Source organism: Pampinifervens navoyensis (assembly GCF_046159715.1).
In the GTDB taxonomy this organism is placed as follows: Bacteria; Aquificota; Aquificia; order Aquificales; family Aquificaceae; genus Pampinifervens.
Window position 1 is genome coordinate 1 of sequence record NZ_JBJXCT010000015.1, and the last position, 21,807, is coordinate 21,807.

At 47.8% G+C, this 21,807-nt stretch carries 23 protein-coding genes and 1 tRNA gene; 13 read left to right on the plus strand and 11 right to left on the minus strand.

The features are described 5' to 3' along the window. Positions 1-299: Uma2 family endonuclease (locus ACKRDP_RS09115; protein ID WP_409154448.1), on the minus strand; the 299-nt coding region annotated here is incomplete at its 3' end. Further along, on the minus strand, positions 299-1,282 hold the full coding sequence (gene hemB, locus ACKRDP_RS09120) for a porphobilinogen synthase (RefSeq protein ID WP_409154449.1): 984 nt from the start codon (positions 1,280-1,282) through the stop codon (positions 299-301). The genes hemB and ACKRDP_RS09115, both read right to left, overlap by 1 nt. Positions 1,283-1,302: 20 nt before the next feature. Here hemB and ACKRDP_RS09125 point away from each other — a divergent pair. The 3 genes from ACKRDP_RS09125 (at position 1,303) to ACKRDP_RS09135 (ending at position 4,240) form a co-directional block, all read left to right on the plus strand. Then, positions 1,303-1,374: transfer RNA gene (locus tag ACKRDP_RS09125), tRNA-Gly, on the plus strand. A 24-nt stretch (positions 1,375-1,398) separates the two neighbouring features. Beyond that, positions 1,399-3,048, plus strand: coding sequence for an ATP-binding protein (locus ACKRDP_RS09130; RefSeq protein WP_409154450.1), 1,650 nt, complete (start codon positions 1,399-1,401; stop codon positions 3,046-3,048). Next, the gene (locus tag ACKRDP_RS09135) at positions 3,020-4,240 is read left to right on the plus strand and encodes an N-acetylmuramoyl-L-alanine amidase (protein ID WP_409154451.1); all 1,221 of its coding nucleotides are present in this window, start codon (positions 3,020-3,022) and stop codon (positions 4,238-4,240) included. Before ACKRDP_RS09130 ends, ACKRDP_RS09135 begins: the two co-directional genes overlap by 29 nt. Here the strand turns inward: ACKRDP_RS09135 and ACKRDP_RS09140 are convergent. Both ACKRDP_RS09140 and infB read right to left on the minus strand, forming a co-directional pair. Further along, a complete protein-coding gene (locus tag ACKRDP_RS09140; RefSeq protein ID WP_409154452.1) occupies positions 4,197-4,847 on the minus strand; it encodes a 7-carboxy-7-deazaguanine synthase QueE in 651 nt (216 codons plus the stop codon). The genes ACKRDP_RS09135 and ACKRDP_RS09140 overlap by 44 nt on opposite strands. Further along, entirely contained in the window at positions 4,814-7,144 is a 2,331-nt protein-coding gene (gene infB, locus ACKRDP_RS09145) for a translation initiation factor IF-2 (protein WP_409154453.1), read from the minus strand. The genes ACKRDP_RS09140 and infB overlap by 34 nt, the downstream gene beginning before the upstream one ends. 22 nt (positions 7,145-7,166) lie before the next feature. Here infB and ACKRDP_RS09150 point away from each other — a divergent pair, with 22 nt between their 5' ends. The 5 genes from ACKRDP_RS09150 to ACKRDP_RS09170 all read left to right on the plus strand — a co-directional run bounded on the left by ACKRDP_RS09150 (position 7,167) and on the right by ACKRDP_RS09170 (position 11,293). After that, positions 7,167-7,922, plus strand: a complete 756-nt coding sequence (locus ACKRDP_RS09150) for a glycosyltransferase family 2 protein (protein WP_409154454.1) — start codon at positions 7,167-7,169, stop codon at positions 7,920-7,922. Beyond that, the gene (locus ACKRDP_RS09155; protein ID WP_409154455.1) at positions 7,916-8,764 is read left to right on the plus strand and encodes a glycosyltransferase family 2 protein; all 849 of its coding nucleotides are present in this window, start codon (positions 7,916-7,918) and stop codon (positions 8,762-8,764) included. The genes ACKRDP_RS09150 and ACKRDP_RS09155 overlap by 7 nt, the downstream gene beginning before the upstream one ends. Beyond that, a complete protein-coding gene (locus tag ACKRDP_RS09160) occupies positions 8,757-9,488 on the plus strand; it encodes a 6-carboxyhexanoate--CoA ligase (protein WP_409154456.1) in 732 nt (243 codons plus the stop codon). The genes ACKRDP_RS09155 and ACKRDP_RS09160 overlap by 8 nt, the downstream gene beginning before the upstream one ends. A gap of 118 nt (positions 9,489-9,606) precedes the next feature. Next, positions 9,607-10,851: an OmpP1/FadL family transporter gene (locus tag ACKRDP_RS09165; RefSeq protein WP_409154457.1), complete on the plus strand. Its 1,245-nt coding sequence runs from the start codon at positions 9,607-9,609 to the stop codon at positions 10,849-10,851. A 109-nt stretch (positions 10,852-10,960) separates the two neighbouring features. Then, on the plus strand, positions 10,961-11,293 hold the full coding sequence (locus tag ACKRDP_RS09170; RefSeq protein WP_409154458.1) for a (2Fe-2S) ferredoxin domain-containing protein: 333 nt from the start codon (positions 10,961-10,963) through the stop codon (positions 11,291-11,293). Between the two features lie 9 nt (positions 11,294-11,302). Here the strand turns inward: ACKRDP_RS09170 and hfq are convergent, their stop codons facing one another. From hfq to topA, 3 genes are all read right to left on the minus strand, one after another. After that, a complete protein-coding gene (hfq, locus tag ACKRDP_RS09175; protein WP_409154459.1) occupies positions 11,303-11,545 on the minus strand; it encodes an RNA chaperone Hfq in 243 nt (80 codons plus the stop codon). A 3-nt stretch (positions 11,546-11,548) separates the two neighbouring features. Next, the gene (locus tag ACKRDP_RS09180; RefSeq protein ID WP_409154460.1) at positions 11,549-12,538 is read right to left on the minus strand and encodes an ADP-ribosylglycohydrolase family protein; all 990 of its coding nucleotides are present in this window, start codon (positions 12,536-12,538) and stop codon (positions 11,549-11,551) included. A 184-nt stretch (positions 12,539-12,722) separates the two neighbouring features. Then, the gene (topA, locus tag ACKRDP_RS09185) at positions 12,723-14,330 is read right to left on the minus strand and encodes a type I DNA topoisomerase (protein WP_409154461.1); all 1,608 of its coding nucleotides are present in this window, start codon (positions 14,328-14,330) and stop codon (positions 12,723-12,725) included. Between the two features lie 43 nt (positions 14,331-14,373). On the opposite strand from topA, the gene fbp reads away from it, so the two are divergent. From fbp to era, 4 genes are read left to right on the plus strand one after another with little or no spacing between them, the layout of a single operon-like run. Next, positions 14,374-15,519, plus strand: a complete 1,146-nt coding sequence (gene fbp, locus ACKRDP_RS09190; protein ID WP_409154462.1) for a fructose-1,6-bisphosphate aldolase/phosphatase — start codon at positions 14,374-14,376, stop codon at positions 15,517-15,519. Beyond that, a complete protein-coding gene (locus ACKRDP_RS09195; RefSeq protein ID WP_409154463.1) occupies positions 15,519-15,974 on the plus strand; it encodes a hypothetical protein in 456 nt (151 codons plus the stop codon). The genes fbp and ACKRDP_RS09195 overlap by 1 nt, the downstream gene beginning before the upstream one ends. After that, complete coding sequence (locus tag ACKRDP_RS09200) at positions 15,971-16,696, plus strand: sulfite exporter TauE/SafE family protein (protein ID WP_409154464.1); 726 nt, start codon at positions 15,971-15,973, stop codon at positions 16,694-16,696. Before ACKRDP_RS09195 ends, ACKRDP_RS09200 begins: the two co-directional genes overlap by 4 nt. 8 nt (positions 16,697-16,704) lie before the next feature. After that, positions 16,705-17,610 (plus strand): GTPase Era, encoded by a 906-nt coding sequence (gene era, locus ACKRDP_RS09205; protein ID WP_409154465.1) that lies wholly within the window; start codon positions 16,705-16,707, stop codon positions 17,608-17,610. Here era and ACKRDP_RS09210 read toward each other — a convergent pair. The 4 genes from ACKRDP_RS09210 to ACKRDP_RS09225 all read right to left on the minus strand — a co-directional run bounded on the left by ACKRDP_RS09210 (position 17,581) and on the right by ACKRDP_RS09225 (position 20,641). Continuing rightward, positions 17,581-17,757, minus strand: coding sequence for a hypothetical protein (locus ACKRDP_RS09210; RefSeq protein ID WP_409154466.1), 177 nt, complete (start codon positions 17,755-17,757; stop codon positions 17,581-17,583). The two genes, era and ACKRDP_RS09210, sit on opposite strands and share 30 nt — an antisense overlap. Continuing rightward, positions 17,754-18,134, minus strand: a complete 381-nt coding sequence (locus ACKRDP_RS09215) for a DUF302 domain-containing protein (RefSeq protein ID WP_409154467.1) — start codon at positions 18,132-18,134, stop codon at positions 17,754-17,756. The genes ACKRDP_RS09210 and ACKRDP_RS09215 overlap by 4 nt, the downstream gene beginning before the upstream one ends. Before the next feature lie 27 nt (positions 18,135-18,161). After that, the gene (locus ACKRDP_RS09220; RefSeq protein ID WP_409154468.1) at positions 18,162-20,102 is read right to left on the minus strand and encodes a thioredoxin domain-containing protein; all 1,941 of its coding nucleotides are present in this window, start codon (positions 20,100-20,102) and stop codon (positions 18,162-18,164) included. A 71-nt stretch (positions 20,103-20,173) separates the two neighbouring features. Continuing rightward, the gene (locus ACKRDP_RS09225; RefSeq protein ID WP_409154469.1) at positions 20,174-20,641 is read right to left on the minus strand and encodes a hypothetical protein; all 468 of its coding nucleotides are present in this window, start codon (positions 20,639-20,641) and stop codon (positions 20,174-20,176) included. Between the two features lie 91 nt (positions 20,642-20,732). Here ACKRDP_RS09225 and mutL point away from each other — a divergent pair, with 91 nt between their 5' ends. Continuing rightward, positions 20,733-21,770, plus strand: coding sequence for a DNA mismatch repair endonuclease MutL (gene mutL / locus ACKRDP_RS09230; protein WP_409154470.1), 1,038 nt, complete (start codon positions 20,733-20,735; stop codon positions 21,768-21,770). Positions 21,771-21,807: the final 37 nt, after the last annotated feature.

Below are 21,807 nucleotides of genomic sequence, written 5' to 3' on the forward strand. Positions count from 1 at the left end.
ACAACCATTTCTGGAGGTCTTTCTACCCTTTCAGGAATCTCTCCGCACAGCACCATGAGGTCAGGCCTTATAACCGTCTCATAGGACACATACCAGTCAAGCTCTGCGTAAACTATGCATTCTGGGCACTCTCTGAGAGCTCTTCTAAGCAGTTCCCCAATCGCAAGTAAAAGATACTGGTTTATCGGTCTTGGCGATGCCATTGCATAGGGTATGCCTTCTACCAGTTCCCAGTCTCCCTGCCAACTTTTCCAGTCTTCTACTGTATAGCGAACGGGATACTTCTCAGCCAGACCCATCAGAGCTCCCCTCTGTTTATGAGCTGGGCTATATCCTTTGCAAAGTAGGTAATTATCATGTCTGCACCTGCACGCTTTATGGACAGGAGTGTCTCTATCATGACCCTCTTCTCATCTATACAGCCCAGCCTTCCACCCGCCTTTATCATGGCGTACTCACCGCTCACGTTGTAGGCACACACGGGCAAAAGGGTGTGCTCTTTGACCTTTGCTATGATGTCAAGGTATGCCAGTGCGGGCTTTACCATTACAATGTCTGCACCCTCCTGCACATCCAGCAGAACCTCCTTGAGGGCTTCTCTGGCGTTGCCCGGGTCCATCTGGTAGCTTCTGCGGTCTCCAAAGGCAGGTGCAGACTCCGCAACCTCCCTGAAAGGTCCATAAAAGGCAGAGGCAAACTTGGCGGAGTATGCCATTATGGGAACACTCTCAAAGCCCGCAGAGTCCAGAGCCTCCCTTATAGCCTTTACCATACCATCCATCATCCCCGATGGTGCAAGCATGTCCGCACCGCTTTGAGCATGCGAAACCGCCTGCTTTTTGAGGTTTTCCAGTGTCAGGTCGTTGTGCACATCTCCTTCGTGTAGCACCCCACAGTGTCCGTGGGTGGTGTATTCACAAAAGCACACATCGGTAATCACATACATGTCCGGCACTTCCTTCTTTATGAGCCTGAGAGCCCTCTGGATTATTCCCTCATCGCTCCATGTATCTGAGCCCACCTCGTCCTTGTGCTCAGGAATGCCAAAGAGGATTATGGCGGGAATTCCAAGGTCTCTGACCTCCTTTACCGCATCCACCACCCTGTCAAGGGAATACCTGTATACGCCGGGCATACTCTGCACTTCTTCCACTATACCCTGACCGTATCGGACAAAAATGGGATATATCAGGTCATCCAGCGTCAGCCTTGTTTCCCTTATGAGCCTTCTTATGTTCTCGTTCTTTCTCAGCCTTCGTGGTCTTAGCTTTGGAAACTCCATGGGATATAATATATACCATAGCGGGCGTAGCTCAGTGGTGGAGCGTCTGCTTCCCAAGCAGAAGGTCGCGGGTTCGATTCCCGTCGCCCGCTTTTGAAAGTGTTATATTTTTATGCATGAGGGTGGGTATAGTTCTTGGCACAGAGCCCATAAGCCCCTTAGAGTTCTGGATTGGTGTGGAAGAGGGTCAGGTGGTTCAGCTGGACGATGTGCTGTATGTAGAAAGCCTTGTGGGGAGTCAGAGGGTCAAGTATTACGGCATCGTGAACGAAGTTCACAAGTTCCTTGAGGGTGCAGAGTTTGTGTATGACGCCCACCTTGTGAGCAAGGGAGTAATTCCGGTAAACGTAGCCTATGTGGCAAAGGTAAACATGACCAGGATAGAACCTGAGGTCTTTGCACCTCCTTCTCCAGGGGACGCGGTCTACAGGGCAAGAGGAAAAGAATTTGAAAAGGCTCTCTACTACGACCAGATGAAGGAAAAAATACCCGCGGGAGTGGACAGAAACGGAAACGTGGTCTATGTAAACTACAACTTCATAAACGGTGTGGAAGGTGCCCATGTGAGCATATCGGGCATGTCCGGCATAGCCACAAAGACCTCCTACGCCCTTTTTCTTCTCTATTCCATCCTTGAAAAGGCAGGGGACAGGGACAGGGTTCACGGGATAATCTTCAACGTTAAGGGAAAGGACCTTCTCTGGCTTGACAAGAAAAACAAAACCCTTGACGAAGAGAGCAGGAGAGTCTACGAGGCTATGGGGCTCAGGGCTGAGCCCTTTAGAAATGTGAAATTCTATGTGCAACCTTCTAACCATGACCCTCACACCCCAGATTGTGAAAGGCTCGACAGAAATGTTTCCCCTTTCTACTGGAGCATCAGGGAGTTTGCAGAAGAAGGTCTTATAAGGTTCATGTTTACAGAGGGCGAGGAAGGGGTTTCCAACATACACTATGTAATCGATAGAGTAGCCAATAAGCTCTACGCCCTAGCTCAGAACAGCCCTCCCGGAAGGCTTCTGGATGAATTTTCAAGGGATATTGAAAGTCTGTCTGACCTTGAAAACCGCCTTGAAGAAGCCATAAGGGACAAGGAGCAGAACAAAAGCTCCGAGCTATACAGAAGCTGGTTTGGGGATGCCCAGACCCAGACAGCCTACGCCTTTTTCAGAAGGTTCAGCAGGGCGTGCATGCATGTGGGAAGGCTCATCAGGGAGTCCTCAAGTCCTCCCAGATGGGAAGAGAACAGGCTATCAGTTGTGGATATAAGCGGTCTTCATAGTATAGGTAAGATGTTTGTGGTGGGTTCAATACTGAAAAAGGTTTTCAGAGAGAAAGAAAATATAGGAAAACCCTACCCTAAAGTTTTTGTGGTTCTTGACGAACTTAACAAGTATGCACCCAAGGAGGGCTGGAGTCCAATCAAGGACGTGGTGCTGGACATTGCAGAGAGAGGGAGGAGCCTTGGTGTGATACTCATAGGTGCCCAGCAGACAGCAAGCGAGGTGGAAAAAAGGGTGGTGGCAAACTCTGCTCTGAAAGTGCTGGGAAGGATGGACTCCAGTGAGGTGCTTGGCAAGGAATACGAGTATCTCACAGGAAACTTCAGGCAGAGGGCAATAATGCTCAAAAAGGGCACCATGATACTCTACCAGCCTGATATACCCAATCCAATGATAGTTAGGTTTCCAAAGCCCGCATGGGCGACCAGGTATTCTGAGGTGGAGGAGGAGGTTCATGTTCCTGAGGATTTTGGTAATTTTTAGCCTGTTTGTGAGCCTTGGTTTTTCTCAGACAGCTCTGGTCAGGGTGGGAAAGTATCCAGAAAAGGAACGTATAGTCCTCCAGCTGGACAGAAAGGCAGACTATAAGGTTTACACCCTTGAAAACCCCAGAAGGGTAGTGGTGGACATTATGGAAAATGTAAATCTTAATCTTCCTGCCAGCATGCAGGCGCGCACTGGCAAACATCCATGGGGCACCAGAATAGTCTTTGAGAGAAACTTTGAAGACATCAGAGCCTTCTCACTTCAGGAACCCTTCAGGATTGTGATAGATATATACGCAGGCAATACCAAAGAGAAGGGGCTGGCAAAGACGGAGCAAAAGGATGAACTTATAGAGATAATAGACCCTGCCTTTATAAGAATTCTGCGCAATGCGGATGTAACTCCAACAAGAGAGAGGTTGGTTAACGAGGTGAAAAGGGGTCAGGTTATAACCCAGAGAAGGGTTGTGGTGGTTGACCCCGGACACGGAGGGCATGACCCTGGAGCTATAGGATACATGAACATAAAGGAAAAGGATGTGGTGCTTGCCATAGCCAGAAGACTTGCAAATTATCTTGAAAAGGATGGAAGGTTCAGGGTGATAATGACGCGCAGAGATGACACCTTTGTGCCACTTCAGGAAAGGGCAAACATAGCCCTGAGAAACAGGGCAGACCTCTTTGTAAGCATACACGCAGATGCCCATCCCCAGAGATCGCCAGAAGCAAGAGGAACGACCATTTTTGCCATATCCTCAGAAGCTGCACAGAAAAGGCGTCAGCAGATAGTCAACAATCATAGCTACGCAAGCCTCGTCTTCGGAAGGGACGACATACCCACATCTGCCAGAACTGTGCTTGCAGACCTTGCTATGGACGTGACGCTGAACGAGAGCGTTGTCTTTGGACAGAGACTTGTTAAAGTTGTAAGAAGGGAGCTTGGCAGAGATGTGCACTTCAGAGGCATCCAGAGGGCTGGCTTTGCTGTGCTCAAGACTCCCGGCATACCATCAGTGCTTGTAGAGGTGGGCTTCATGACAAACCCGCAGGAGGCCCTTATGATGTCAGACCAGGACTTTCAGGAAAGCTTTGCAAAAGCCCTGTACCTTGCAATTTCAGAATACTTCTTCCCTGAGGCTCAGAAAGTCACTTCAGCCCGAGAAGCTTATGCACCTGTGGAACAACCCTGACCTGATAACCCATCCCCATCAGGCTTAGCTGTATATCAAGAGCCTTCTGGAGAAAGGCTTCTTTGTTTCCTTCTGGTTGAAGCACCACCACTCCCTTCTGTAGAAACTCTCTGAACTGAAGAATGACCCCAGAATTGAGCTCCTGGTCCACCACAAACTTGAGCTCTCTTGCATATTCCCTTATCTTTGGATGCACGTCCCAACCTGCTACCGCCTTGGGTGAGCACGTTATGTGTATTTCTGTGGCAACCTCCTCAAGGCCATCCTGCCATAGCGTGCCGTTTGTTTCTATTTGCACAGATTTCCCCCTCTTTAAAAGTTCTTTTATAAGCAGAGGAAGAGCTTCTTCAGTAAAGGGTTCTCCACCTGTTATGACCACATGCCTGTGAGAGTATGTTTCAACAGTGTGCAGAAGTTCTTCAAGACTCACATAACTCTCCTTCTTAAAAGCCAGGGCAGAGGGCTGGTCACACCAGGGGCACCTCAGATTGCATCCCTGAATCCTTATAAAAAGGCTGGGTGTTCCAAGGAGAAGCCCTTCTCCCTGTATGCTGGGGTATATCTCGTTTATGCTTACTGAGGCTTTTCTAACTTCACTTCGTAGCATTCTATTATGTCACCAACTTTTACATCGTTGTAATCTTTAAGCTTTATTCCACACTCAAAACCCTTTGCCACTTCCTGAACATCTTCTTTATACCTCTTAAGCCCCTCTATCTTGCCATCGAAGACAACAACGCCGTTCCTTATGAGCCTTGCCCTTGCGTTTCTGAGAATCTTGCCATCAAGCACATAACAACCAGCAACTGTCCCTGCACCCTTTATCTTGAAGGTAGCTCTCACCTCCGCAGAGCCATGAATCACTTCCCTCTCCACCGGCTTCAGCATGCCCTTAAGGGCCTTCTTCACATCCTCTATGGCCTCGTATATGATGCCATACAGCCTTATGTCCACTTTTTCCGCCTCTGCCGTCTCTTTAGCTTTCAGGTCGGGTCTTGTGTTGAAGCCGATTATGATAGCACCGCTTGCCTTGGCAAGCATCACATCGTTCTCCGTTATGCCGCCCACGTCTCCATGTATTATTCTTACAGAGACATCTGGTGTGGAAAGCTCTGAGAAGGATTTTTTAAGAGCTTCCAGAGAACCAACGGTATCAGCTTTGACTATGAGCTTTAGCTCTTTGAGCTCCCCTTCCTGAATCTTTTTGAACACCTCCTCAAGCACAAAACCCTTTGAAACCTTTTCCATCTGCTCCTTCTTGAGCTTTCTCTGTTCCGCTATCTGCCTGGCAGTTTTTTCGTCCTCAACCACTTTCAGCTGGTCGCCTGCCATGGGCAGTTCTTCAAAGCCAAGCACCTCAACTGCTACTGATGGGCCTGCTTCTTTGAGTTTTCTCCCTCTGTCGTCAAACATGGCTCTAACACGTCCATAGGTAGTTCCCGCCACAAATATATCACCAAGCTTAAGCGTTCCCTCCTGCACCAGCACAGTGGCCACCACACCCCTCTGTTTATCAAGCTTGGATTCTATTATGGTGCCCTTTGCCGGTTTGTTGGGATTTGCTTTCAGCTCAAGGATATCCGCCATCAGAAGTATGTATTCAAGAAGCGCGTCCACATTCTGACCAGTTTTTGCAGACACATCCACAAAGACTGTATCACCGCCCCATTCTTCAGGTATGAGACCAAGCTCGGACAGCTCCCTCCGTACTCTCTGTGGGTCTGCACCGGGCTTGTCTATCTTGTTAACTGCCACGATTATTGGAACGTTGAAAGCTTTTGCGTGGTTTATGGCCTCTACCGTCTGTGGCATGACGCCGTCGTCTGCGGCAACCACAAGGACCGCAATGTCTGTAACCTGTGCACCCCTTGCTCTGAGAGAGGTAAAGGCTTCATGACCCGGTGTGTCCAGAAAGGTTATCCTCCTGCCATCAGGCATCTCTACCACGGAAGCACCTATGTGCTGGGTTATGCCACCCTTCTCCTTTTCTGCCACTCTGGTCTTTCTTATGGTGTCAAGAAGGGTTGTTTTCCCATGGTCCACATGGCCCATAACAACCACCACAGGAGGTCTTGGCTCTCCACCTTCCTCTGGAACTTCCACCTCCTCTTCCTTTACCTCCTCTGACTTTATCTCCGCAAGAAAGCCAAGAGCCTCAGCCACCTGGAGGGCAACATCTGAGGGAACTGTCTGGTTTATGGTGGCGAGAATTCCCCTTTTGAGGAGCTCTGCCATTATCTGATTGGGTGGGGTTCTGAGAAGGTCAGCAAGTTCCCTTACTGTAACCACTTCAGGAATCTGAACTATTTTGATTTCCTCTTCTTTTTCTTCCTTCTTTTCCTTTTTTATTTGCTGCTGGAGTTTTTTCAATATCTGCTCCTCTCCCTTGCTGAGCCTTTCCTTAGGCTGGGGTTGTGGCTTCTGGGCTTTTTCTTCCACCTTCTGTTCACGGGGTGGGGGCATGGGTGGTGGTGCCGGAACCCTTGGGGGGAAAGGTCTCCTTTCCTCAGCCCTGCGTGGTTTTTCTCTTTCCTCCACTCTTTCTCTCTTTGCGAGGGGTGCTTCCCTGGCTGGCTGCCTTGCCTTCTGTTCATAAGGCCTGTAATCTCTCTGCTTCTGGTCCCTGTATTTTTTCTCTTCTTTTTCTTTTTGTGGTGCCTGCTTTTCTTCCCTTGGTGGTTCAGAAACCCTTATGGCTTCCTCCCTGACTTCGGTTGTGATGCCTCCATTTTCCACTACCTTTTCCTTAGAAACTGAAAAATGGTCATAAACTATCTGCAATTCCTCATCATCAAGGTAGGCAAAATTCCCCTTATCTATTCCCCAACCCTTTAGAACTTCTCTTACCTCTTTGACCGGAACACCAAGCTCCTTTGCCACATCCTGAACCCTCAATTTTCCCATAGTTTATAATTATAAGCCTAAAATGTTGTCTGTCCTGATTCTCACAAAGAACGAGGAGAGAAACATTGAGAGGGCAATAAAAAGCGTGCAGGGGCTAGCTAAAGAGGTGGTTGTTGTTGACTCTGGTTCAACGGACAGAACGGTAGAGATAGCAAGAGGTTTAGGGGCAAAGGTTTTTTTCAGAGAATGGGAGGGCTACGCCAGTCAGCTCAACTACGGTATTGAGCTCTGCTCAGGAGACTGGGTGCTGGTAATTGATGCAGATGAGGAAGTTTCTCAGGAGCTCAGGGAAAGCATAAGAAAGGAGTTAAAAAACCCAGCCCATGAGGTATACATGCTTTCCAGAAAAACCTACTACCTTGGGGGTTTTTTGAACCACGCATGGTATCCAGAATGGAGGGTCAGGCTCTTCAGGAAAAGGAAAGTTCGCTTTGAGGGCGTGCTTCATGAAACGCCCATATACACGGGAAGCGTCGGAAAGCTGAGGGGAGACCTGTACCATTACTCCTATGAAGACCTTGAGGACCAGTATGTGAAGACTGTAAGGTATGCCAGAAAAATGGCTGAGCTTATGAAGGAAAAAGGTAAAAGGTTCAGGCTATACAACCTCATTTTAAATCCCCTGTGGCACTTTGTAAAGGTATACTTTGTGCAGATGGGCTTTCTGGATGGCTTGCGTGGCTTTCTTGTGGCTTTTTCTGCCCTCTTCTATACCTTTTTAAAATACAAGTTTCTGTATGAGCTGGAACTAAAAGACAGAAAACCCAACCTATGGTGAGCGTAATTCTACCGGTTTACAACGGAGAAAGGTATATAGCTCACGCCATACAGTGCGTGCTTGAGCAAGAATACAGGGTTGACGAAATACTGGTCATCGACGACGCTTCAACAGACAGAACCCCACAGATAGTAAAATCTGGGTTTTCAAGATGGGTAAGCTACTATCGCAACGAGAGAAATATGGAAAGATGCTATTCAAGAAACCTTGGCGCGAAGCTGGCAAGGGGAGATTACATATTTTTCCTTGACCATGACGACCTGTGGGAAAAAGGGTATATAAAAACGGTTCTTCAAAACTGGGGAAATGCAGACATAGTATACTGTTTTCCGAGAAAGCTAATTGACTCAGAGGGCAATGTGATTAAAACATCCAGAAAGAGGCTTCCTCAAGATTCAGGCATCCTTATATTTTCAGGTATGGTGGGCTATCCTTCTGCGACAGCCTTCAGAAGAAACAGCTTCCCGGAATACAGGGACGAGTTCATGCTCAGGGAAGACTGGGAAGTTTTCATAAGGGCGTTTCTTGAAGGTCTAAGAATAAGGATAGTGGACCAGAGCATGGTGATGATAAGAGAACACGGCGGAAGAAGCAGCAAGAGCATAAGGCTCTACAGGGGAACAATGGCAGTTTACCGGGCATACAGGGATAAAGTTCCAGAGACTTACCTGCCGTATTTCCTTTTCCATGTAGGCGATACGTGTATGAGGTTTGGAAAGCTAATAGAGGGGTGGAAACTCGTATCAGAAGCCGTGAGCCTGAAGCCAGAGCTTCTGCTTTCGTCAAGAAACATTCTGAGCCTTATCAAGAGAGGCTTCCGATTCTGGAAGAGCCATGCTTAGCGTGCGTATGAGGGCAGAGCTAAAGGGGGAGCATGTGTCGGGAGCGGAAAGGCTCGTGCCTGCGGATATGCTGGAAAAGACCGTAAGAGAACTCCTTAGAAGACCAAAAGCCTACGAAAAGCTGGTTCTGACCGTGGAGAAAGTCAGAGATGTCCATACCATACAGAAGGCTCTGCCCATATACAGCTACGACTTCAGGAGCGTGGAGGAGGCTCACAGCTTTGCGGTAAAGACGCTCCAGAGGGAAGGGGTGCCAGAGGGCATAGCCCTGAGGGGGCTTGAGCTCCTGAAGGCTGGTCCGAATCCAAGGGGTGGAAACATGAGGGGCGCGGTGCTCATGGATATAGAAACCGGCGAAAGACTTGAGCCCGATATGGAGAGGGGTATAAGAACTGTGAGGGTGGACTGGAAGGACAGGGGGGCTGTTAAGAGACTACTGATAAAAAGAGGGCTAAGAAGAAAATATCTCGAGAGACTCCTTGATGCCCTTGCCCTTGCCACAAAGAATGTTTACTGTGGAGTAATGGCAGAGCTATGCTGGAGCGACGACCCTGATTACACAACTGGCTATGTGGCAGGTAAGAACATAGGCTATGTGCGGATAAAACCAATGAAAGAAGAAGGCGTTTCCATGGGTGGAAGGGTATACTTTGTAGATAAAAGAGATTACAAAGAAATTATAGAGTGTCTGCAGGAAAGAGCTGTCTTGATTGAAAGTCTATAGTAATATGCTGAAATTCTAATATAACACAGACTTAAAACCCTATAATCCCTTTGAATTGCAGAGTTGCCTTTATAAGAGATAAAATGTAAAAGAAAACCTTTGAAGGGAGGTAAAAGCTATGAAAAAGCTCATCGCTCTTACAGCCATACTTAGCATTGCAGGACTTTCCTTTGCCACCAACGGAGACAACCTGATAGGCGTGTCTCCAGCCTCAAGAGGTATGGGTGGCATAGGTGTAGGTATGCCCGTAGGACCCACCGACAGCATCTTTAGAAACCCCGCATGGATGAGCCAGTACAAAGGCTTTAACCTGAGCTTTGGTGGAATACTCTTTATGCCTCACGTGAAAGGTAAAAGTAACGTAACACCCATGGGTCCAGCACCTTCCTCTGCGGAGGAAACGAGCCAGGCTAAGACCTTCTTAGTTCCCGAAGTGGGTATAGTTCACCAGATAAACGATAAGCTCACTTTCGGTATAGGTGCCTTTGGCGTTTCCGGTATGGGTGTGGATTATAGGAACAAGAACCCTCTGCTTGCCAATATGCACACTAATCTGCAGTTTATGAGGATAATCCCTGCTCTTGCTTACAAGGTAAATAATGCAATATCCATATCAGGTGCCATACACATAGCCTATGGCTCACTGGATATGGGGGCAAATATGTGTCAGCCAATGACTACCAACTGTTGGAATGCTGGAGGTGGTCAGTCTCAGACCTATGGAATAGGCTTTCAGCTAGGTGCGGCTTACAACATGGGGGACTTTGTGTATGCTGGTATTACCTACCAGAGCCCTGTGGCTATGACCTACAAGAGGGTCTTTGACAGCAATGGGGATGGCAGGTTTGAAGACCTAAAGCTCACACAGCCTCAGGAGCTTGCCTTTGGTGTGGGTGTAAAGCCCATGAACAACTTCAAAGTTGGCATGGATATAAGATGGATAAACTGGAAGAACGCAAAGGGCTATAAAGAGTTCCAGTGGAAAGACCAGTGGGTGATAGCCTTTGGTGGCGAATACAAACCCACAGAAAAGCTTGCTCTCAGGGCTGGATACAACTACGGAAAGTCTCCCATAAGGGGCGGTGCTAAGAATCCCATGAATGCCAATAGCATACCCAAGTTTGCTGCACCCTTCAGCGACTTTAATATAGCCTGGTTCAATCTCGTGGGCTTTCCAGCTATAACGGAGCAGCATGTAACCCTTGGTCTTGGCTATGAGTTTACAAAGACCTTTGGAGTAGACCTTGCCTACAAGCATGCCTTCAACAAGAAGGTTAAGGCAACGGACCCGTCTGGAGCCTTTCTAGTAGAAGCCCAGAACGCTCAGAACGCCATCTCCATAGGTCTCAACTGGAAGTTCTAAAACCTTTCGGGGAGGCTCTTCCTCCCCTCCTTAAAGTGTGATTAGCCTCATACAAAAGCTCATCCTCTTCTGGTAGAATTCTCTCAAAAATTTCTCAAGGAGGTATCCAATGGAGTTCAGGCATGTTTTTGTCTGCGTAAACCAGAGACCACCGGGTCATCCCATGGGTTCCTGTGCGGAGAAGGGCGGAAGGGACATATACATGAAGCTCATGGAAAAGCTCCAGATGGACCCAGAGCTCTTTATGAGCACTGCGGTGACCCCAACAGGCTGTCTCGGACCCTGTGGACTTGGTCCCACCATAGTTGTATATCCTGATGCCGTATGGTATGGAAACGTAAAGCCTTCAGATGTGGATGAGATTGTCCAGAGCCATCTCAAAGGTGGTCAGCCGGTGGAAAGGCTCGTTGTGTCTAGGGGTAAACCGCCGGGAATGTTTTAAGAAAGGGGGCTATACTGCCCCCGGCACTCCTTCCTCTTCAAATTCCAGCTCCATCCTCTCTGCGGGTATTATGGTAGTTATGGCATGCTTGTAAACCAGCGTCTGCTGACGTCCATCTTCCATTAGAATAGTGTAGAGGTCAAAGGACCTTATCCTTCCCTGAAGCCTCACGCCGTTAATGAGATAGATGGTAACCTTTACCCTTCTTTTCCTTGCGGTGTTTAAAAAGGCTTCCTGAAGCTTGTAAGCCATCTCTTAGCTCCTCCTTTCCAGAAATTCCATCGCAGTATGATAAAGTTTTTCTGCCAGAAGAATATAATACTCGTAGTTCTCCAGATTTTCAAGGAGTTCTGCTGGAAATACCCACAATCCACGGTATGCTCCCACAAAGGAACCCACAAGGTATCCTATGGCATCTGTATCTCCACCAACCGGACCGCAGGCATTGACCGCATCCCAGAGTGCCTCTAAGGGTTCCTCTGTATGATGAAGAAAGATAAAGATGGCAAGAGGCAGAGCCTCAAACACAAAGGTGGAATTTCCTATATGTTCTATCGCTTCTTCTGTGTCCGCCCCCCTTTCAAGGAGAAGCCTCACCTTTTCAAGATATGTCCTGTTCTTATGGTGCTTTAGAAAGCCCTTCAGGTTCTCAAGAAGGGCAAGTCTCTGCACCGGGTCCTTAAGGTCAAAACTCTCAAGAAGCAAATAGCTTATAAGGGCTGATACAATTGCACTTGCATCGTATATCTCCCTGCTCCTGTGGGTTATTAGGCTCACAAGCCTCCCCGCTTCCGCTGCAAGGTGCGGGCTGTAATAATGAAATAGCCCGGTAATGGTGCATCTGAGAACACCCTCCACCGATGAGGAGAAAAAACCTGCATCCTCAAGCCCCGTGCCAGAGGATATAAGGTCAATGGCGGTCAGAAGCGCCGGGTCCGGGTATCTGTGGACCTCTTCCCTACCTGCCCACTCCCTCAGTTTTTCAAAAAAGTGGTATGGGTCTAAAGCCCTTCTTTCCACTATGCTCTGGGCAAGAAGTATGCTGATAGTAGTCTCATCGGAGGTTTTCTCAGGTTCAAGACCAAGGGCTGGACTGTGAGGGTGAGGCTCCACAAAGCCCCTTACCTTTGCCCCATAATATCTCAGAGCATCCTCAAGAGGGACATCCTCAAGACCTTTTCCAATAGCATCGCCAAGAGCACCACCGAGTATTACACCTTTAAACCTGTCAAGAAGAATATCCATCCTACCTGAACAGCTTCATAACTTCTATTTCTCTGGTGAGCCTGACTTCGGCAATATCCGCTCTGGTTACCAGTTCCTTTGTTAACTCTTCCTTTATTTTACCCACTATTTCCACCTTTTCTTTTCCAACTTCCTCTTCAATTAACCTTTAAACTTCACAGGGCAGGGCAGCCATGCATTTTAATTATAACCCTGAATGCACCTGTGAGAAGAATTCCCTTACAAGCTCACGCCAATCCTTTTGCCCCTCCTCCACCCTGTCCAGCCCTTCCTCCATATGATTGGTAAAGCTGTAATCCACCACCCTTGGAAAGTTTTCCTGCAAAAAGTCAAGAACCTCAAAGGCTATGTCAGTTGGTTTTAAATACCCCTTCTCCTCCATCACATAACCCCTTTCTTTTAAGGTTTTTACTACGCTGGCGTAGGTGGATGGTCTTCCTATTCCAAGCTCCTCAAGTTTCTTAACGAGAGCCCCTTCCGTATATCTTTGCGGTGGCTGTGTTTGTCTTTTTTCAAGGGTTATTTTCTTGGGTTTAAGAAACTCACCCCTTGAGAGATATGGTAAAGTGGACAGCTCAAGCTCCTCGGGATAGATACGAAGATAGCCCTCAAAGAGCAGTTCTGACCCCTTCGCCGTAAACCTGAGCTCCTCTCCCCTTTTCTTTTCATATATGGGCACCAGAATAGCTCTTTTTCTGAGAACTACCGCCGGACTTGCAAGGCTTGCAAGGGTTCTGTTTAGTATCAGCATATACAGGTCAAGCTCCTTCCCCCTGAGCGCTGGCACCCTTAGCCCCGTTGGTCTTACGCATTCATGAGCACCCTGTGAAGTGGGCCTTTCTCTAAAGTTTCTGAGCCTGCCCACATACTCTCTGCCGTAGGTCTTCTCTATATATTTCATAAACTCCTGAGCTTTCTCTGCGTTCATCCTGTAGCTGTCAGTCCTGGGGTAGGTTATATAGCCCTCTTCATACAGCCTCTGAGCCATTTTCTGCACCTGTTCCACGCTCAGCTTAAGCCTTTGACTGGCTACTGCCTGAAGGCTTGAGGTTATAAAGGGCTTTGGAGGTTCCTTTTTCTCCTCTTCTTCTTCATAATCAAGAACCTCAAAAAGGGCAGACTTGAGCTTTTCAAGGTATGGCTTTGCATTCTCAGGCTTATCAAATCTGTATTCCCAGAAGGCTGAAAACTCCACCCCATCCTTTTCAAAGGTTGCCCTTATGTAGTAGTATTCTTTTTTTCTGAAGGAGATTATTTCCAGCTCTCTTTCCACAAGGAGCCTGAGTGCTGGCGACTGAACCCTGCCAAGGGAGAGAGTATTTTTTCTGAGAGCCTTCCACAGGTAAGGAGATAGTCTGTAGCCTATTAGCCTGTCAAGAATCCTTCTTGCAAGCTGTGCGCTCACGAGGTTTTGATTTATGGAGGCAGGTTTTTCCAGAGCAGACCTGATACTCTGCGGCGTAATCTCATAAAAAACCACCCTGCCTATGGGTTTTTTCAGGCTTTCAAGCTCCCTGTGAGCAAAGTAGGCTATTGCCTCACCTTCTCTGTCGGGGTCTGTGCCTATGTATATGGCCTCAGCCTTCCGGGCTATCTTCTTTAATTTTTCCATAAGGCTCTTTTTTCCCCTTACCCACACAAAGGTGGGCCTGAGGGTTTCTTCATCAACACCGAGCCTGTCCGCCGGCAGGTCCCTTATATGACCAAGGGTTGCTCTGACTATCCAGCCCTTTCCCAGATACCTTGCTATAGTTTTTGCCTTTGTGGGGCTCTCCACTATGAAGAGCTTCATAGGATGATATAATATAAGAAGCAAGAAGAGAAAGGAGGTAGTCATGAAGATTACGCTGAGCGTGATTAAGGCGGACATAGGGGGTTACGTGGGGCACTCTTCTGCCCATCCTGAGGTGGTGGCGAAGGTGGAAGAGATTGGGCTCAAAGAGGTTGAAAAGGGCAATCTTATTGACTGCAAGATTCTTGTATGTGGTGATGATATAGCCCTGGTAATGACCCATCAGCACGGTGTGGACAGTGAGCTGGTGCACGGTATAGCATGGAGGGCTTTTGAAGAGGGAACACAGGTAGCAAAAAGGCTCAAGCTTTATGGTGCAGGACAGGACCTTCTTTCTGACACCTTCTCAGGAAATGTAAAGGGTATGGGTCCGGGTGTGGCCGAGATGGAATTTGAAGAAAGGCCTTCAGAGCCGGTAATTGTATTCTTCGCGGACAAGACAGCACCCAGCGCCTGGAGTCTACCCCTCTATGAAATGTTTGCAGACCCCATGGTCTGCGCAGGTCTTGTTATAGACCCAAAGATGCACGACGGCTTTACCTTTGAGGTGCTTGATACCTTTACGGGGAAGGCGGTAAAGCTCTCAACGCCTGCAGAGCTCTATGACCTGCTTGCCCTTGTGGGAACTGTAGAAAGGTATGCAGTTAGAAGCGTCTGGAGAAACTCCGACGGTGAAATCGCAGCTGTTGCTTCTACCCAGAGGCTGTCTCTCATAGCAGGCAAGTATGTGGGCAAGGATGACCCTGTTATGATAGTGAGGTCACAGTCTGGCTTTCCTGCAGTGGGTGAAATACTTGAACCCTTTGCAAGACCCTGGATAGTGGAGGGATGGATGAGAGGCTCCCACAACGGACCCCTAATGCCCGTCTCTTTCAGACACGCCACACCCTCAAGGTTTGATGGACCACCAAGAGTTATCGCAGCAGGCTATCAGATTGCAGGTGGAAAGCTCATAGGTCCCAGAGACCTCTTTGACGACCCTGCCTTTGACAAGGCAAGAGAACAGGCACAGGTCATTGCGGACATACTCAGGCGTCAGGGTATCTTTGAACCTCACAGGCTCCCCTCCGAGGAAATGGAATACACCACCCTCCCCAAGATTCTCCAAAAGCTTGAGGGCAGGTTCTACGAGCTTGAAGAGGGCAGAAAAGTGCCCACCGGCGAGGAACACCATACGGAGACAGATTGATGGAAAGGATATACAGCATAGAGGAAAGGGTTATCCTTATAGTGGAGGACTTTTTCAAGGACCTACAATCCAGGGAGCCCTTTCCCACTCAGCTTTCTGAATACCGTTTTATGCTCAAGTCAAAGCTGGTGGAGCTTGTAAATCAGTTTCCTACAGACATACAGGCAAGGAATGCCAGCTTTGACAGTGCACTTGAGGGGATACTCAAGAGCCTTGAGGAGGTAATAAACAGGGCAAACCTCGAAAATAAGGAGGAGCTGAGGCGCCTCATAAGGGGTCTTGAAGAGACAAATGAAGTTCTCAAGGAGTTTCTCTACACGGACCAGATAAGGGACAAGTCTCTTCTTTCAAAGACAACCGGCAGGATAGGAGAATGGATAGAAGGCCTTAGCATGGAGTTCAGAAGGAGGTTTGGAGGAATAATAAACCGCCTGAAAGCCCTTTTTGGTAGATGATTCCTTTTCTCGTTGTCTCTTTTGCCTGGTTTTTTCAGTCCATTACTGGTTTTGGGGCAGGGATATTTATAATAGGCATCCTTTCACTTCTTTATGACCCCAAGATGGTAGTGGTTTCTTCCGCCATATTCAACCTTTTTGGAACTTTAAGCCTTCTTTATCAGAACAGAAGGGGCAGGATAGATGCTTACCTTCTTCTCTCTCTCGTGGCTGGCTCAGTGCCTGGCATATTTCTGGGTGCTTACCTTCTTGATAAAACTGACACAAGAACGCTTAAAATCATCATAGGCACCTTCATACTCACCCTCGGAATATACAATCTACTGGTTCAGAAGGGCTTTTTTAAGGTAAGACTCAGTAGACATGCAGGAGTACCAGTGGGCTTTGTAGGTGGTCTCTTTGCCGGGCTTGTGGGTATGGGAGGCCCACCACCTCTTGTCTTTCTCAGTCAACATATTTCAGACCCATACTCAATAAGGCTGATGCTGAACCTGTATTTTACCTCCAATATACTTGTGAGGCTTGGCTTTTATCAGGGCTTTGATGTAGTCAATCTTAACCTGGGCTTTATAGCCATGGGGCTTGCAGGTCTGCTCGTAGGGACGCTGGCTGGTGGGATGCTTGCGGAGAAAATCCCTGCACGCGTGTATTCCAACGGTGTTTCCTATGCGGTGGTTTTGCTCGGCCTTGTCATGCTTATCATGGCGGAGGCTGGGTTATAATAGCTCCGATGAAGGCAGGTTTTGTGACCATAGTGGGCAAGCCAAATGTGGGGAAATCAACTTTGCTAAATCAGATACTGGGCACAAAGGTTTCCATAATATCACCAAAGCCCGGCACCACGCGTATAAGGGTTCTGGGTGTGAAAAATATACCGGGCGAGGCTCAGGTTGTTTTCCTTGACACTCCAGGAATATACAGACCCAGAGATGCTCTTGGTGAAGCTATGGTAGAGATGGCAAGCGCATCCCTTCAGGATGCAGATGTGATACTTTTCATGATAGATGCGGAGGATGGCTTCAGAGAGGATGACAGGCAGGTCTTTGAAAGATACATAAAGCCCTACGCCGGGGAAAAGCCCATTTTTCTGGTAATAAACAAGGTGGACAGGGTTGGAGGTGTTGAAAACCTCCTGCCTCTTGCAGAGGAAGTCTCAAAAGAATTTCCACAGATAAAAGAAGTGGTGCCGGTAAGCGCCCTGAAAGGATACAACACAGAGGAGCTCCTGAAGACCATAATTAAGTATCTGCCGGAAGGAGAGCCCCTCTTTCCAGAGGATATGGTTACAGACCTCCCCTTCAGGCTGATGGCGGCAGAGATAATAAGGGAAAAGGTGCTTCTGAAGGTGCATCAGGAGATTCCCCAGGGGGTGGCTGTGCTGGTTACGGAAGTTTCTGAAGGAAGGCATGACCCGAGCGTCCTCGTGGTAAAGGCGGACATAATAGTGGACAGGGAAAACTACAAGCCCATAGTGATAGGTAAGGGCGGGCAGAGGCTTAAATCCATAGGAAAAATGGCAAGGGAGGAGCTTGAGCTAATAACGGGAAGAAAGGTCTATCTTGAGCTTTTTGTAAGGGTAAAACCCGACTGGAAGAAGAGGCCAGAGTTAGTCAAGAGCTTTGGTTACACCCTCTGAAAGCACTATAACCACGTCTGCCTTCTTTGGGAAATCCTTTTTCAGGTCTTCTTCACCCTCTGCCTGTGCCACCACAAGCCCCTTTTTAAGAAGCCTCTCTGTGAGCTTCTTTGCAACCTTTCTGTCCTTTACGCTCAGGACCTTCATAGGCTCTCCTCCATTATCTCTTCCATAAGCTCCTCCACCTCTTTCGCCACATCCTCCAGCTCTGGCCTTTCAAACATGGAGAGCATCTCCGTTGGAGCTATGGTGCTGAGCACAGTTTTGCCATTTTCCTCAAAGATGGCTATCCTGCAGGGCATGGCTGTAGATATGTAAGGGTCTGCGGAGAGCACCTGGCTTGCGTGCTTTGGAGAGCAGACCTCAACTATGACGCATCTATAGTTTATGGGAACGCCTTTGCTCTCCAGCACCTTTGAAACCTCGTGAACTGCCATGACTCCAAAGCCCTTTTCCTTTGCCTTTTCTTCAAGGGCTTGCCTGACTTCATCAAGGCTCTTGCTAGTTTCGTAGCTTATAAGCATCTCTTCCACCTCCTTCAGGAATAAATATTATTGCCTCTGTGTTAAGATTTCATTAAGAGTTTCAAACTTCTGGCAGGTCTGCCCTTCGCAGACCAGAACTCCATCAAGCTCAGACCTGAGGACAAACTTAAAGGGTCTGAATAGTCTGAGGGCTTCCTCAAAAAAGTCTCTGGTTTCCACCTTGTATATGCCCTTCAGGTAGGCGTAAAGGCTTATAAAGTAAGAGTGAGATACCATAGGAACTTCCCTGACGAACCTTGAAAAAGCCTGCAGAGTTTTTTCCGCATAGTCAATAAAAATACCATCCCCCGTGAGGGTCCCCAGCAGAAGCAGAGTGGAGGCTGCAGAACCGTTTACAGACTGAGTGGGAGTATCCTGAAGGTTTTTGAGCCTCACGCCCAGAAGTCCATCACCAGTCCCTACAGTATCATAAAAGCCCCACCCATCATCGTCCCAGAAGAGCTCTATGGACTTCCTGATTAGCTCTTTAGAAAGCTCAAGATAGGGCCTTTTCTGGGTAATTTCAAAGAGAGAAAGAAGGGCTCTGGAAAAGAAGATATAATCCTCGGAAAAGCCCTCTACTCCTTCCGTGTGTAGCAGTCTTCCATCCCTATAATGTTGAGTAATAAGCCTTTCTGCAGTTTTCTCAGCGGAGGCAAGAGCCCACTGGTCTGAAAAAACCTTCCAGTAATCGCAGAGGGCAGATATCATAAGAGCGTTCCAGTTTGTGTATATGGTTCTGTCTATGTAAGGCATCTCCCTGCTTTCTCTGTGTTGAAGAAGCTTTGCCTTTGAAGAGTCCAGAAGTCTCCTTACATCTTCCACCTCCAGACCAATAGCTTTTGAAACCTCCTCTTCTTCCAGATTTATGTATAGCACCTTTTTTTCGGGCTCATGGGGCATGCTGGCAAGCCCGAAGTAAAGGCTAAAGACTTTTAATTCTTCAGGGCTCAGAAGCCCCTCAATTTCCCTTGTGGTAAAGGTATAGTAGCCACCCTCGTCAAGAAGGCCTATGTCTGCATCCTGAGATGCGTAAAAGCCTCCCTGCGGGTCATAGCCGTAGAGCCTGTAGTAGCTCACAATACCTTCTGCGGTTTTTCTGTAGAGCTCTCTACCAAAGAGGCTGTATGCCATTGAATACAGGCTCAGAAGCTCTGCGTTGTCGTATAGCATCTTCTCAAAATGGGGGATGTGCCACATTTCATCTGTGGAATATCTGAAAAACCCCCCAAGAAGGTGGTCGTATATGCCACCCTTTGCCATGGCATCAAGAGAAAGAACAATTGCCTTCTCAAGTAAGGGGGAGGGATTGAAAAAGTTGCGGTATATCAGGAGTTCAAAGGCCTTTGCATGATGAAACTTGGGAGCAGAACCTATTCCACCCCTCTGGTAGTCTATGCTGGAAAGAAGCATGGAGATACCCCTGTCCAAAAGCTCCCCGTCTACCGGGTCCTTAAAGCTCTGTCTGCTGTATGTCATGAGGCTTTCGTATATGCTTTCTGCAGATTTGAGGACCCTGTGTCTGTCTTCCTTCCAGAGCTGTGCTATCCTGAGAAGCAGGCTTTTAAAGCCCGGTCTGCCCCAGCGGTCATCAGGCGGGAAATAAGTCCCTCCAAAAAAGGCCTTCCCTTCAGGGGTCAGAAAGACCGTCAGAGGCCATCCGCCGGAGTTTGTCAGAGCTATCACCACCTCCTGATACCTTCTGTCCACATCAGGACGCTCATCCCTGTCCACCTTTATGGGAATAAAGTTTTCGTTTATTATCCTTGCAATCTCGGGGTTTTCAAAGCTCTCGTGAGCCATCACATGGCACCAGTGACACCAGACACCACCTATGGAAAGAAGAACTGGCTTATCCTCTTCTCTTGCCCTCTGGAAGGCTTCTTCGGACCACTCATACCAATCCACTGGCTGATATGCAGCCTTCTGAAGATAAGGGCTTCTTGAATTTACAAGTCTGTTGGGCATATGCTTCCTCCTGACAGGTAAAAATAGGCCTGTGGCAGAGAACTTATGTGAGAAAGCTCAACTTTGCAGAATCACTGGAGCATATAGTCGTAATTTACCTTCCAGGTCTTGCCCTTGCTGTCTTTGATGTAAACATTTATTGAGTAGAGACCCCTCTCTGCCATCTGAAACCATCCGCCAAAGTTATCACCATGCGTATGGGGATACTTATGAAGCTCCCTTTTCTGGGCTCTGAGGATGGGCGACCTTACCTCCGCTTCAACCTTAAAGTCAGAAAGGTAAACTATCTTATCCCCCTGCTTTTTCCAGATGGCAACAGCAAGGTGGTGGGTGTCATGCTTTGCAGGCACGCCATTGTGTTTCTCTAAAAGACTGTAGGCCCTTGGGAAGGTTTTTTTGAGCTCATCAATGCTCACAACGCCTATACTTACATTGAATTCTTCAAGACGCTTTGTAAGAGGTGTTTTTATCAGTATCTCATCCTCCTGAGCAGAAGAAAAAACCACAAAGGCGAAGAGAAGTAGAAAATACTTTACCATTTTTTCACCTCCTTGTAAATATGATAAGGAAATGTCAACTGAAAAGCAATTAGAGGTATTTAGAGATTAGATAAGCATATCTTATATTCTTATGCGCATAAATCTTCTTTCTGAGGAAGTAAAAAGCTGTATATCCTCAGGTGAGGTTATAGAGGGACCGGCCGAGTGTGTCAAGGAGCTTGTAGAAAACTCCCTTGATGCAGGGGCCACCTTCGTTAATGTGGAGATAAGCAAGGGAGGCAAGAGGTTCATAGGAGTAAGGGATAACGGTATGGGTATTCCCTCAGAGGATATACAGAAAGCCCTCATGAGTGGAGCAACGAGTAAGATAAGAAGCCTTGAGGACCTGCAGAGTCTGACCACCTACGGGTTCAGGGGTGAGGCTCTCCACGCTATCAGCCTAGTAAGCAGAATGGTGCTCAGGTCAAGGTTCTTTCAGGAGGAACTTGGCAGTGAGATAAGGCTTGATGGTGGAAGATTGGTATCTCAAAGACAGGTGGGTATGCCCGTGGGAACACAGGTGGAGGTCTATGACCTCTTCTATAACATGCCCGTAAGAGGTGCCTTTCTTGGCAGGGAAGACCTTGAAAGAAGAAAGGTATACAAAGTTTTCAAAGCCCTCGCACTGGCAAATCCAAACACTGCCTTTCGCCTGCAAGCGGAGGGCAGAGATGTATACAACCTCAGGCCTGCAGGGGATATAAGAGAGAGGGCGGAAGAAATCTTTGAGACTAAACTGGAACACATAAGGAGGGAGGAAGGCCTCCTGAGGATTGACCTACTCTTTTCAATAAACAGGGAAGGCAGAGATTTTTTCCTCTTCGTAAACAGAAGAGCAGTGCAGAATAAAAGCCTTTCAGAATATGTAAGAAAGGCCACAGGCAGGACCGGACTTCTTCTGTGCTACATACATGTTCCTCCATACCTTCTGGATGTAAACATCCATCCAAAGAAGACGGAGGTCAAAATACTTAGGGAGGGGAAATTAAAGAATCTGATAAGGGATGCCCTTAACTCAAGACACAGATACAGCCCACCATCACTTGGCCAGAAGAAGGTTGAATACACAACAGAGCCAGAGCTTATAGGTATAATAACCCGAGTTGCAAGTTATAAGAAATTATGGTAAAAAAAAGCTCCCCATGGAAAACCCATAGGGAGGATTA